The organism is Vibrio sp. T13N (assembly GCF_032970445.1).
GTDB classification, from domain to species: domain Bacteria; phylum Pseudomonadota; class Gammaproteobacteria; order Enterobacterales; family Vibrionaceae; genus Vibrio; species Vibrio diabolicus.
Genome location: NZ_JAWJYE010000005.1, coordinates 370,423 through 382,798, shown reverse-complemented (window position 1 = coordinate 382,798; position 12,376 = coordinate 370,423). Strand labels below are relative to the sequence as shown.

11 protein-coding genes are annotated in these 12,376 nt (G+C 44.3%); 7 read left to right on the top strand and 4 right to left on the bottom strand.

Translation table 11 applies throughout. The annotated features are described in order from the left end of the window. The first annotated feature begins 7 nt into the window (after window positions 1-7). From R2S67_RS11195 to mscS, 5 genes are all read left to right on the top strand, one after another. Window positions 8-1,966: a ligand-gated channel protein gene (locus tag R2S67_RS11195; RefSeq protein ID WP_317344138.1), complete on the top strand. Its 1,959-nt coding sequence runs from the start codon at window positions 8-10 to the stop codon at window positions 1,964-1,966. Between the two features lie 131 nt (window positions 1,967-2,097). Continuing rightward, complete coding sequence (epd, locus tag R2S67_RS11190) at window positions 2,098-3,135, top strand: erythrose-4-phosphate dehydrogenase (protein ID WP_046875106.1); 1,038 nt, start codon at window positions 2,098-2,100, stop codon at window positions 3,133-3,135. A gap of 153 nt (window positions 3,136-3,288) precedes the next feature. After that, window positions 3,289-4,449, top strand: a complete 1,161-nt coding sequence (locus R2S67_RS11185) for a phosphoglycerate kinase (RefSeq protein ID WP_005393948.1) — start codon at window positions 3,289-3,291, stop codon at window positions 4,447-4,449. 154 nt (window positions 4,450-4,603) lie between these two features. Next, window positions 4,604-5,680 (top strand): class II fructose-bisphosphate aldolase, encoded by a 1,077-nt coding sequence (fbaA, locus tag R2S67_RS11180; RefSeq protein WP_005393947.1) that lies wholly within the window; start codon window positions 4,604-4,606, stop codon window positions 5,678-5,680. 434 nt (window positions 5,681-6,114) lie between these two features. Beyond that, window positions 6,115-6,981, top strand: coding sequence for a small-conductance mechanosensitive channel MscS (gene mscS, locus R2S67_RS11175; protein WP_005393946.1), 867 nt, complete (start codon window positions 6,115-6,117; stop codon window positions 6,979-6,981). Between the two features lie 46 nt (window positions 6,982-7,027). Here mscS and R2S67_RS11170 read toward each other — a convergent pair whose 3' ends face one another. Beyond that, on the bottom strand, window positions 7,028-7,510 hold the full coding sequence (locus R2S67_RS11170) for a YbaK/EbsC family protein (RefSeq protein WP_317344134.1): 483 nt from the start codon (window positions 7,508-7,510) through the stop codon (window positions 7,028-7,030). 19 nt (window positions 7,511-7,529) lie between these two features. Continuing rightward, entirely contained in the window at window positions 7,530-8,159 is a 630-nt protein-coding gene (locus R2S67_RS11165; protein WP_012841398.1) for a LysE/ArgO family amino acid transporter, read from the bottom strand. 146 nt (window positions 8,160-8,305) lie between these two features. Between R2S67_RS11165 and R2S67_RS11160 the strand changes: the two genes are divergently transcribed. Both R2S67_RS11160 and R2S67_RS11155 read left to right on the top strand, forming a co-directional pair. Beyond that, window positions 8,306-9,202, top strand: a complete 897-nt coding sequence (locus tag R2S67_RS11160) for a LysR family transcriptional regulator ArgP (protein ID WP_182037135.1) — start codon at window positions 8,306-8,308, stop codon at window positions 9,200-9,202. 227 nt (window positions 9,203-9,429) lie between these two features. Further along, window positions 9,430-10,122, top strand: coding sequence for an oxidative stress defense protein (locus R2S67_RS11155; RefSeq protein WP_005393939.1), 693 nt, complete (start codon window positions 9,430-9,432; stop codon window positions 10,120-10,122). A 60-nt stretch (window positions 10,123-10,182) separates the two neighbouring features. Here R2S67_RS11155 and serA read toward each other — a convergent pair whose 3' ends face one another. Both serA and rpiA read right to left on the bottom strand, forming a co-directional pair. Next, window positions 10,183-11,415: a phosphoglycerate dehydrogenase gene (serA, locus tag R2S67_RS11150; protein ID WP_005393937.1), complete on the bottom strand. Its 1,233-nt coding sequence runs from the start codon at window positions 11,413-11,415 to the stop codon at window positions 10,183-10,185. A 273-nt stretch (window positions 11,416-11,688) separates the two neighbouring features. After that, window positions 11,689-12,345 (bottom strand): ribose-5-phosphate isomerase RpiA, encoded by a 657-nt coding sequence (gene rpiA / locus R2S67_RS11145; protein ID WP_005380982.1) that lies wholly within the window; start codon window positions 12,343-12,345, stop codon window positions 11,689-11,691. Between the last annotated feature and the right edge of the window lie 31 nt (window positions 12,346-12,376).

Here is a 12,376-nt window from a genome sequence, read left to right as displayed (position 1 = left end):
GATGTAGATGTCTACTCTTAGACTGCCGGTTATTACTGCAACTGGTATTTTAGCCTTCGTCAGTGTCCCTCATGTGTTTGCCAATGATGCGGTTTCTAAAATGGAAACAGTGGTTGTAACTGCATCAAGTTATGAGCAATCTCAAGCGGACGCGCCTGCAAGTATTAGTGTGATTTCACGTGAGGAGTTGGACTCTCGTTATTACCGCGATGTAACTGATGCACTAAAAAGTGTGCCTGGTGTCGTCGTAACAGGTGGTGGTGACACTACCGATATCAGTATCCGTGGTATGGGTTCTAAATACACTTTGATACTGGTCGATGGTAAACGTCAAAGCACACGTGAAACTCGCCCAAATAGTGACGGCCCTGGTATCGAACAAGGCTGGTTACCCCCTCTTCAAGCGATTGAGCGAATTGAAGTTATCCGTGGTCCAATGTCGACGCTTTATGGCTCTGATGCAATTGGTGGTGTAATTAACGTGATCACGCGAAAAGACGCGATGGAGTGGACAGGTAATGTTCAGCTAGGCACGGTTCTGCAAGAAAACAGTCGCTCGGGCGGAGAGCAGAGCGCGAATTTCTTCGTCAATGGGCCGCTAGCCGAAAATCTATCTCTCCAAGTATACGGTCAGTATACCGCAAGAGAAGAAGACGATATTGAATACGGTTATGAAGATAAAGATATGCAAAGTATCTCTTCAAAACTGACCTACCAGATTAATGACCGCCATTCTGTGCAACTAGAGGGTGGCACATCGGCACAAAGTCGTCGCGGTAACGTTGGCTTTTCCGTACCAACGACGGGTTGCCGAAGAGGTTGTGAGGATTCACTCAACGAATATCGTCGTAATTATGTAACGCTAAGTCACAATGGCGACTGGGACTCGGTTGGCATCTCAGATACTTACTTACAACGTGAAGAGAGCGAAAACAAATCTCGCGAGATGACGATCACCAACACCACATTCAAGTCGAGCTTAGTGACTGGAATTGGAAACCATACGCTGACGACTGGTGTGGACGCCACTCATGCAGAGCTTGAGGATTTTACCTCCAACAAAGCGTCATCGAAGACCGAAACATCGAATACGCAGTGGGCTGTTTTCATTGAAGATGAATGGAGAGTCGCCGATCCGTTTAGCGTTACGCTTGGTGGTCGTCTAGATCATGACGAAAACTATGGCGCGCACTTTAGTCCGCGTGTCTATGGTGTATGGCGAGTTGACCCGTCTTGGACTGTGAAAGGTGGCGTGGCAACAGGTTTCCGTTCTCCGCAATTACGTGAAATTACTCCTGGTTGGGCGCAAGTCAGTGGCGGCGGTAATATCTACGGTAACCCAGACCTTGACCCTGAAACGTCGCTAAACAAAGAAATCAGTGTCTTGTATCAAGGTGACTCTGGTTTAGATGTCTCTTTGACTGCGTTCCATAATGAGTTCAAAGACAAGATCACACGTGTTGTTTGCCCAGATACCATCTGTACAGATGGACCAAACCAATGGGGTGCAGATCCAACGTACCGCATTAACGTGGACGAAGCGGTCACACAAGGTATTGAAGCGACCTTAGCATCGCCATTAACGGAAACCATTTACCTCAGCTCGAGCTACACATTTACTGACTCAGAGCAAAAAACAGGTGAATACAAAGGCATGCCGCTGCAGCAGCTACCAAAGCATCTGTTTAATGTGGATGTAACTTGGCAAACAACAACAGATCTAGAAAGTTGGGCTAAAGTAACTTACCGAGGTAAAGAAATGGATCCGGTTACTGGCCCATCAAGAAACAGTATCGTAGAGCCTGCTTATACCTTTGTGGACGCTGGTGTGACATACCAGTTAACCGATAATACTAGTATTAAAGGCGCGATCTATAACTTGCTGGATGAGGAAATCAGTTACGAAGAATACGGATATGTCGAAGATGGTCGTCGTTACTGGTTAGGTTTAGACGTCGCATTTTAATTATTGTTGTAATAAGGCCGAGCATTGTCTCGGCCTTTTTTAATCCTGCTTTACTATGATTCAACAGGTGCGTTTTTCAGCCTGATCAGGTAGTATCTGTGACACGAAATTTTTGGTAGGGCGAAGGATAAATGCTAAAGGTTGCGATCAATGGATTTGGACGTATAGGTCGTAATGTTCTGCGAGCCGTGTATGAAAGCGGAAAACATCAGCAGATCAAGGTTGTGGCGGTTAACGAATTAGCTCAGCCAGAAGCGATGGCGCACCTACTGCAATATGACACTAGTCATGGTCGCTTCGGTAAAAAAATCTCCCACGACCAAGAACACTTGCATGTTCATCATGACAGCGGCGAATATGATTCTATTCGCATTCTTCACCTCTCTGAACTCGAATTACTTCCTTGGCGCGATTTAGAAGTCGATATTGTTTTGGATTGCACTGGCGTGTTTGGTTCACAAGCCGATGGGCAAGCGCATATAGAAGCTGGCGCGAAGAAAGTGCTGTTTTCACACCCGGGCGCAAGCGACATAGATAATACGATTATCTATGGTGTGAACCACGAAACTCTGAAAGATGAACACCGTGTTGTCTCTAATGGCTCATGCACCACCAACTGTATCGTTCCCATCATTAAAGTGTTAGATGAAGCCTTCGGTATTGAGTCCGGTACCATTACCACGATTCACTCTTCCATGAACGATCAGCAAGTAATCGATGCGTACCATAACGATCTACGCCGTACCCGCGCTGCTAGCCAATCTATTATTCCGGTTGACACCAAGTTGCATAAGGGGATTGAAAGAATCTTCCCGAAATTTTCCAACAAATTCGAAGCAATTTCTGTTCGTGTCCCAACCGTTAACGTCACCGCAATGGATTTAAGTGTCACAATTAATACAAATGTGAAAGTTAATGACGTAAATCAAACCATTGTTAACGCATCTCAGTGTACATTACGTAACATTGTTGACTATACTGAATCGCCACTCGTTTCCATCGACTTTAACCACGACCCCCATAGTGCGATTGTAGATGGAAGCCAGACTAGAGTGAGTAACGGGCAACTCGTAAAAATGCTCGTTTGGTGCGACAACGAATGGGGCTTTGCTAACCGGATGCTGGATACTGCCTTAGCAATGCAAGCTTCTTCTCAAGTGGAGCAGTAATGACGAAGAAGTGATGGAGAATTTTTATTTCAAGCCTTGAAATAAATCCATGATATCTCCATATCATCTATAACCAGTTTGAAGAATTAACAGGCTTGGCAGGGTTGCCGAGTTTTCAAAAACTTTAATTATCAATATTTGAGAGGACACATCATGTCTGTAATCAAGATGACTGACCTGGATCTTGCAGGTAAACGTGTATTTATCCGTGCTGACCTAAACGTGCCAGTAAAAGACGGTAAAGTAACTTCAGATGCACGTATCATCGCATCTCTTCCAACTATTAAGCACTGCCTAGAAGCAGGCGCTAAAGTAATGGTTACGTCTCACCTAGGTCGCCCAACTGAAGGTGAATACGCTGAAGAGTTCTCTCTACAACCAGTTGTTAACTACCTAAACGACGCACTAGATTGTGAAGTTAAGCTAGCAAAAGACTACCTAGATGGCCTAGAGCTAAACGCTGGTGAACTTGTTGTTCTAGAAAACGTTCGCTTTAACAAAGGCGAAAAGAAAAACGACGAAGAGCTATCTAAGAAATACGCAGCACTATGTGACGTATTCGTAATGGATGCATTCGGTACGGCTCACCGCGCTCAAGCGTCAACTCATGGTGTTGGTATGCACGCACCTATCGCTTGTGCTGGCCCTCTTTTAGCAAACGAACTTGAAGCGCTAGGTAAAGCAATGGACAACCCAGCTCGTCCAATGGTTGCTATCGTAGGTGGTTCAAAAGTTTCTACTAAGCTAACTGTACTTGAGTCTCTATCTAAAATCGCTGACCAACTTGTTGTTGGTGGTGGTATTGCTAACACATTCATCGCAGCTGCTGGCCACAACGTTGGTAAGTCTCTATACGAAGCGGATCTAGTAGACACTGCTAAGAAACTAATGGATGAGTGTGCAATTCCAGTAGCAACTGACGTTGCATGTGCGAAAGCATTCGACGAAAACGCAGAAGCAGAAATTAAACACGTTTCTGAAGTACAAGACGACGACATGATCTTCGACCTTGGCCCAGATTCAACAGCTGAACTAGCAGAAATCCTTAAGAACGCGAAGACTATCCTATGGAACGGTCCAGTAGGCGTATTCGAATTCAAGAACTTCGAAGCAGGTACTAAAGGTATCTCAGAAGCTATCGCAGCATCTGAAGGCTTCTCTGTTGCAGGTGGTGGTGACACGCTAGCAGCTATCGACAAGTTCGGTATCAAAGCTGACGTTTCTTACATCTCTACAGGTGGCGGTGCTTTCCTTGAGTTCGTAGAAGGTAAAGTTCTTCCAGCAGTAGAAATGCTAGAAGCACGCGCTAAGTAATTAAAGCAAAGCGGGGGAGTGATTCTCCCGCTTTCTTGTTTGCTGCAACGTGTGAGGAACTCTGCTAGAATAGCCTCAGTTGTGAGCAAACGTTTGCAAGATTTTCAACTTAACAAGTTTTGTTTAAAAACGACAGATAAATAGGATTACATCCATGTCTAAGATCTTCGACTTCGTAAAACCAGGTGTTATCTCTGGCGATGACGTTCAGAAAGTATTTGAAGTTGCAAAAGAAAACAGCTTTGCACTTCCAGCAGTAAACTGTGTGGGTACTGACTCTGTAAACGCAGTACTTGAAGCAGCTGCAAAAGTTAAAGCTCCAGTTATCGTTCAATTCTCTAACGGTGGCGCTGCTTTCTTTGCTGGTAAAGGTCTAAAACTTGAAGGTCAAGAAGCTCAAATCCTAGGTGCTGTTGCTGGTGCGAAATACGTTCACGCTGTAGCTGAAGCTTACGGTGTACCAGTAATCCTACACACTGACCACGCTGCTAAGAAACTACTTCCTTGGATCGACGGTCTACTAGACGCTGGTGAAGAGTACTTCGCTCAAACTGGTAAGCCTCTGTTCTCTTCTCACATGATCGACCTTTCTGAAGAGTCTCTAGAAGAGAACATCGAAATTTCTGCTAAGTACCTAGAGCGCATGGCTAAAATGAACATGACTCTAGAAATCGAACTAGGTTGTACTGGTGGTGAAGAAGACGGCGTTGACAACTCTGATATGGATGCGTCTGAGCTATACACTTCTCCAGAAGACGTTGCATACGCATACGAGAAACTAAGCGCAATCAGCCACCGTTTCACTATCGCAGCATCTTTCGGTAACGTACACGGCGTGTACAAGCCAGGTAACGTTGTTCTAACTCCAACTATCCTACGTGATTCTCAAGCGCACGTTTCTGAGAAATTCGGTCTTCCAGCGAACTCTCTAAACTTCGTATTCCACGGTGGTTCAGGTTCTTCTCTAGAAGAAATCCGTGAGTCTATCGGTTACGGTGTTATCAAAATGAACATCGATACTGATACACAGTGGGCAACTTGGGATGGTATCCGTAAGTTCGAAGCTGAAAACCACGATTACCTACAAGGTCAAATCGGTAACCCAACTGGTGAAGATGCACCAAACAAGAAGTACTACGATCCACGCGTATGGCTACGTGCTGGTCAAGCTTCAATGGTAGCTCGTCTAGAGCAAGCATTTGCTGACCTAAACGCAGTTGACGTACTATAATCGTTACTGATTAAGTTACTTAAAAACCCGCTTTTTGAGCGGGTTTTTTTATGTCTATCATTTTGCCCCTATGTTTCTTTCCCTGTTTTCCTATTGATATCTTTATGCGTCAGGTTGTATTTTCTGGTGGGATGTTCCCCCTTTAACGTTTTTAAATAAAAACATAGGAATATCAGTCATAGGAGTGGCGAAATAAGAGTGCATTGCGTAACCTGTAACAAGCCAATATCAGAAAACTCTGATAAAGTCTTGTTTTGCATATCTTTGCGAAACTCTGACTTTGAAAAAAGTCAAAGTTGGGATATTGTGCCAAAAATCTGACACTGTTCAGTGGGGCAATAGGGATGTTGTTTTAGAAAAGAGCCTTTAAAAAACAAGGTTCATAAATTAACGGCAATTGGATTTATATATCTTTATTTTTGAGGATAAGAATTATGGCAGGTGAATCGGTGGGTATCGATACCACTTTAACGGATGGTCTAACTCAGGCTGAAACTTGGCTGACAAACAACTCAGATCTACTGGTTCAGTACGGTGTGAACATTATCTCTGCGCTGCTTATTCTGTTTATCGGTAATATTATCGTTAAAGCAGTCGCTGGTAGTGTTTCTAAAGTACTAGAAAAGAAAAACATGGATAAGGCTGTCGTTGAATTTATTCACGGTCTTGTTCGTTACTTGCTATTTGTAATCGTACTTATCGCAGCTCTTGGTCGATTAGGCGTTCAAACCGCTTCAGTCGTGGCTGTAATCGGTGCGGCAGGTCTTGCTGTTGGTCTTGCGCTACAAGGTTCACTATCAAACTTTGCAGCTGGTGTTCTCATTGTTGCGTTCCGTCCATTCAAATCTGGCGACTACGTAGAAATTGGCGGTGTAGCGGGTAGTGTTGAAGCAATTCAAATCTTCCAAACTGTTCTAAAAACACCAGACAACAAGATGGTTGTTGTGCCTAACTCGTCAGTAATCGGTGGTGCAATTACTAACTACTCTCGTCATGCAACGCGACGTGTCGACTTAGTGATTGGTGTGTCATACAAAGCGGATCTTAAACTAACGAAGAAAGTAATTCGCGAGACGCTAGAAAAAGATCCGCGTATCTTGAAAGATCCTGATATCACAATCGGCGTACTTACGCTAGCAGACTCTTCAGTAAACTTTGTGGTTCGCCCATGGGTGAAAACTGCAGATTACTGGGGCGTATACTTTGATGCAATGCAAGGTATTAAAGAAGCATTGGATGAAAATGGTATCGAAATTCCATTCCCGCAAATGGATGTTCATCTGAACAAAATCGACGCTTAATACAAGCGGTAGATATTCGAAAGCGAGGCCAATTGGCCTCGCTTTTTTATATCTCATAAAGAATGTGATTACCGGCAAGCAATAGACGTTTTAGATGTTTACCTACAAAGCCAAAGGTGAATTCAGGCAATCCTGGCGTGTAGAGCAACTCTTCGTGTTGATAGAGGGTTGTATCAACAATGAGTGTGACATATTCAGGTAAGCCAATCGGACATACCGCTCCAGGCAAACAACCTAACACTTCGACCATTTCATCGTCGTCACAAATTGAGGGGCGTTTGCCTGTGACGGCTTTTATTTGTTTGGCATCGAGGCGAGAGTCTTTTTCTGTTAGATAAATTGCGTAGCCTTGTCCTTTAAGTTTTAAGAAGAGGCTTTTGGTGTGCGTGCCTGTCCATCCAAGCTCGGACGCAATTCTTATATCCGTGTCAAAGTCTAAGATGGCTTCATGCTGCCATTCCCGAAAAGGAATAGAGAGCGCGTTGAGTCGCTCTCTATTGATATCATAGATACGCTTTAGTGACTCCATGTCTATGTTGTCCTGTTGATTACCAGTACTTTTCAATAAGTTCGCTAGCTAAAATATACGCTATCGTGAACATCATTACTGCGACCGCGATGTCGATGCCTTTTTTCACTCTTGGCTTTGATAGGGTAGGACCTAGTTTTGCGGCTCCTATTGACAAGGTATAGAACCAAACAAAGGAAGCCATCATCGTACCTAGTGCAAAAGCAATTCGGTCATGGCCTTCAAACTGCCCACCAATAGAGCCCAGAATAACGACTGTATCTAAATACAAGTGTGGGTTAAGTACTGTGACGGCTAACGCGCCTAAAATGACCGTTCGACGACCACGAGCGACGACTTCACCTTTTGATTCTGACTCACTGTCTGACTTAAACGCGCTCTTAAGTGACAGTAATCCATAAAAGCTCAGGAAGGCAATACCACCAAGCGTCACCGATGTTAGTAAGATTTCATTTTGAGACAAAATCGCACCACCACCAAAGATACCTAGAGAAATGAAGATCATATCTAGGATGCTACAAATAGTGGCAGTCGTCAGGTGATGATTGCGCTTTATGCCTTGATTCAAGACGTACGCGTTTTGTGCGCCGATCGGAATGATCATTGATGCTCCTAAACCAAACCCTTGCAATAGAACCCACAAGCTCACACTTCACCTCACTTCAAAATAACCAATAAATTCTCAGAAGAGTGAAAGATAAAGAGTTTATCTAAATAAGTATAATTAATGATTTTAATATTATATTAGCCAAGCTAATTTAAGGGTTGGTGTTTTATCAGGAGAGGAAGAGTAGGATGAGAGGGTTGGACTACAAATGGATTGAGGCATTAGATGCCGTGGTTTATCAGGGGAGCTTTGAGCGTGCTGCTGAGCATTTATTTGTCTCGCAATCAGCGATTTCTCAACGTATTAAACAATTAGAGAAGTTTCTCGCACAACCCGTTTTGGTTCGTAGTCAACCACCCAAGCCAACGCCGATTGGTAAAAAGTTATTAGGCCTTTATCGTCGAGTGCGCTTACTCGAGCATGAAATTCTACCCGAACTCAAGAATGATACCAGTACTCGACCTGTACAACTCTCTTTGGCGACCAATGCTGATAGCCTTGCTACTTGGCTACTGCCTGCACTGCAAGATGTCATGAAGCAGCGTCAGGTTGAACTCAAACTCACTATCTATGGTGAATCTCGTTCCATCGAAAAGCTAAAAAGTGGCGAAGTGACGGGGGCGATCAGCTTAGAATCCCAGCCGATACCTGGCTGTAGAGCGGATTACTTGGGACGTGTTGATTACGTTTGTGTCGCGAGCCCGGAGTTTTATCAGCGTTACTTTGCTCAAGGCGTTAATAACCAGACTTTGGCCAAGGCGCCGGCCGTTTCGTATGATCAATATGATGACCTACATAGAACCTTTCTTACCGAGCATTTCAATGTCAGCCCTGATAGCGTCATTCACCATAACATCAGCAGCTCTGAAGCGTTTCTAAAAGTGGCGTTAGCTGGTGTAGCCTATTGCTTAATCCCTCGTTTGCAAATTACCGACGAGCTAGAGCGTGGCGCGTTGGTTGATGTTACTCCCGGTTTTTTAATGTCCCATCGGATTTATTGGCATCATTGGCAACTGGAAACGGGGGTTCTACAAGAAATCTCACACGCGATAGTCGGGTATGCTCAGCGACACTTACCTCAATAAGTTCATTGTCGCATCGATGGGTTCATTGCCGACAGAGTGTTTCGTTGAAAAATTACGCCAATGTTACATAGTCAAAGTTGTGTTAGAAGTCATTCTGAGTGCTTGGATAATCGACAGAAGTTTCTATTATGAAACCATACACTTTCTCAGTAGTGATAGTTTTGTCTGAATCTTGAGCCTTTCTGCTGAGAGTAAGTACTTTATTTTTGTATGGATGGATTTATTGAATGAGACTGTATTCATTTTTGCTGGCTTCTGCACTCAGCCTTACTAGTGCTTCAGTGTTGGCGAACTCGCCTGAATTTGCTCACGTAACGACGACAGGTTATGGTGAAGTTATTGCTACACCAGATATGGCGACGTTTTCTGTAAAAGTGGTAGACACGACAATGACTGCTGAACAGGCCAAGCAGTCAGTTGACAAAACCGTTGAGCAATTTCTGAAAAATCTGTCCGATGCTGGCTTATCAAAAGACAATGTTACCAGCTCGAATTTATACCTTGCGCCTCAATACCACTACCCTAAATCAGGCAAAGCAGAGCTCGTTGGTTATCGCGCTTCTCGTAGCATTGATGTGACGGTTACGGATCTAAAAAACCTAAACCAGTACCTAGATATGGCGTTAGAAGCAGGGATTAATCAGGTTGATAATATTCAACTTAAGGTAAGCAACCAGGCTGAGTATCAGCAAAAGGCACGCATGGCGGCTATCCAAGATGCGCGAGAAAAAGCAGCGTCACTGGCTACTGGCTTTGAGAAAAAATTGGGTGATGTCTGGCAGATCAATTACAGACAGATGCACGTTCAGCCAGTTCTAATGCGCTCGATGGCGATGGACAGTAAAGAAGGGGCAAACAGCTACCAGGATTCTACCATGATTATTCGCGATCAAGTTGACGTGATTTACAAGCTGAAGTAATACTGGGTGCAAAAAGAAAAGGCAGGATATTCCCTGCCTTTGTTATTTCTGCTTCACAAATTAGTGAAGGATACGAGCACGGATTGTGCCTTCAATGCTTTTCAGTTTCGCTAGTGCTTCTTCTGAGCGCTCGGTTTCAACATCGATCACCACGTAGCCGATTTCAGCGGCTGTTTGTAGGTACTGTGCGGCAATGTTAATACCGTCTTCCGCGAAGATGGTGTTGATCTGAGTAAGAATACCAGGACGGTTTTTATGGATGTGAAGCAAGCGAGAGCATTCACCACCGTGCTCTGGCAGTGACACCTCTGGGAAGTTTACGCTTGAAAGCGTAGAGCCGTTGTCAGAGTACTTCGCCAGTTTTCCTGCGACCTCAACACCGATGTTCTCTTGTGCTTCTTGCGTTGAACCACCAACGTGTGGAGTGAGGATGACATTATCGAACTTCTGCAAAGGAGATTCGAACGGGTCGGCATTCGTTTTTGGTTCTGTTGGGAATACATCAATCGCAGCGCCCGCAATGTGACCCGCTTCTAAACTATGGCAAAGCGCTGGAATATCCACGACAGTGCCGCGTGCTGCATTAATAAAGATTGAGCCTGGCTTCATGCGAGCAAACTCAGCTTCACCCATCATATTTTTTGTTTCTGGCGTTTCAGGAACGTGCAGAGAAATTACGTCACACTTGTTTAGTAGTTCACTCATGGTATGTACTTGCGTCGCATTACCAAGGGACAGCTTGTTTTCGATGTCGTAGTAGTAAACGCGCATACCTAAGTTTTCGGCAATAATACCTAGCTGCGTACCAATGTGGCCGTATCCGATAATGCCAAGACGTTTGCCACGTGCTTCGTAAGAGTTGTCAGCACTTTTCTTCCAAATACCGCGATGTGCAAGCGCATTCTTTTCAGGAATGCCACGCAAAAGTAGTAGGATTTGACCAAGCACTAGCTCAGCCACACTGCGTGTGTTAGAGAACGGTGCATTAAACACAGGAATGCCGCGTTTTGCTGCTGCGTCTAGGTTTACTTGGTTAGTACCGATACAAAAACAGCCAATTGCAACCAGTTTATTCGCCGCATTGATTACCTCTTCGGATAGGTTCGTACGGGAGCGAATACCGATGAAGTGCACGTCTTTAACCGCTTCAATCAATTCTTCTTCCGGAAGGGAACCTTTATGGTACTCAATGTTGGTATAACCAGCTGCTTGAAGAACTTCAACTGAAGAAGGGTGGAGTCCCTCTAACAAGAGGATCTTAATCTTTTCTTTTTCCAGTGAAACTTTGGCCATTTTTTCTCGTCCTTAAAATGGAAAGGTGGGCTAATGTGGCGCACATTGGGCAAAACTATTAAAAAGGGGATAATTGATAGTTTTGTAGGAGGACAAACGTTTCCTTGTGCGTCTTCTGTTCAATAAAGTAACAAAAAAAAATTGCTTTGGGTAAGAAAATTACGGAATAAGAGATAATTTTCTTAGAGAAAGGAATAAAAAACGGTGCCTTGCAGCACCGTATGTAATGAAATAACAGAAAAGTGAACCAGATAGGTCGATTTGAGCTGTTATTTATTCTTCAATTTTTGCGCCTTCTGGTGTGCCTGTGATTACGACGTCAGCACCACGGTGAGCAAAAAGACCCACAGTCACCACACCCGCGATACCGTTGATCTTGTCTTCCATTTCTTTCGGGTTAGTAATCTGCATGTTGTGTACATCCAAAATTACGTTGCCGTTGTCAGTCACAACGCCTTCACGGTAAGCCGGGTCACCACCCAGTTTTACTAATTCGCGCGCAACGTAAGAGCGTGCCATTGGGATCACTTCTACAGGTAGTGGGAACTGACCTAGTACGTCAACTGCTTTGGTGCCGTCAACAATACATACAAACTTATCAGAGATTGCTGCGACAATTTTCTCACGAGTCAGAGCCGCGCCGCCGCCTTTGATCATTTCACGTGCTGGGTTAATTTCGTCTGCGCCATCAACATACACATCCAGCTTCATTACGTCGTTACACTCGTATACTTCAATACCAAGCTCTTTAAGGCGCTCAGTTGAAGCGACAGAGCTAGACACTGCACCTTTAATATCGTCTTTGATAGTGCCTAGTGCATCGATGAAGTGATTCACGGTAGAGCCAGTACCAACACCGACAATGCTGCCTTTCTCAACATATTTTAGTGCTGCCCAACCAGCCGCTTTTTTCATTTCATCTTGAGTCATGCCAATCTCCTGAATAGATGTTCGTTAACGT

What these genes read in the sequence shown, in the direction of transcription:
- R2S67_RS11195 (WP_317344138.1), top strand. Translation starts at nt 8, where the DNA reads ATGTCTACTCTTAGACTGCCGGTTATTACTGCAACTGGTATTTTAGCC.
- epd (WP_046875106.1), top strand. Translation starts at nt 2,098, where the DNA reads ATGCTAAAGGTTGCGATCAATGGATTTGGACGTATAGGTCGTAATGTT.
- R2S67_RS11185 (WP_005393948.1), top strand. Translation starts at nt 3,289, where the DNA reads ATGTCTGTAATCAAGATGACTGACCTGGATCTTGCAGGTAAACGTGTA.
- fbaA (WP_005393947.1), top strand. Translation starts at nt 4,604, where the DNA reads ATGTCTAAGATCTTCGACTTCGTAAAACCAGGTGTTATCTCTGGCGAT.
- mscS (WP_005393946.1), top strand. Translation starts at nt 6,115, where the DNA reads ATGGCAGGTGAATCGGTGGGTATCGATACCACTTTAACGGATGGTCTA.
- R2S67_RS11170 (WP_317344134.1), bottom strand. Translation starts at nt 7,510, where the DNA reads ATGGAGTCACTAAAGCGTATCTATGATATCAATAGAGAGCGACTCAAC.
- R2S67_RS11160 (WP_182037135.1), top strand. Translation starts at nt 8,306, where the DNA reads ATGAGAGGGTTGGACTACAAATGGATTGAGGCATTAGATGCCGTGGTT.
- R2S67_RS11155 (WP_005393939.1), top strand. Translation starts at nt 9,430, where the DNA reads ATGAGACTGTATTCATTTTTGCTGGCTTCTGCACTCAGCCTTACTAGT.
- serA (WP_005393937.1), bottom strand. Translation starts at nt 11,415, where the DNA reads ATGGCCAAAGTTTCACTGGAAAAAGAAAAGATTAAGATCCTCTTGTTA.
- rpiA (WP_005380982.1), bottom strand. Translation starts at nt 12,345, where the DNA reads ATGACTCAAGATGAAATGAAAAAAGCGGCTGGTTGGGCAGCACTAAAA.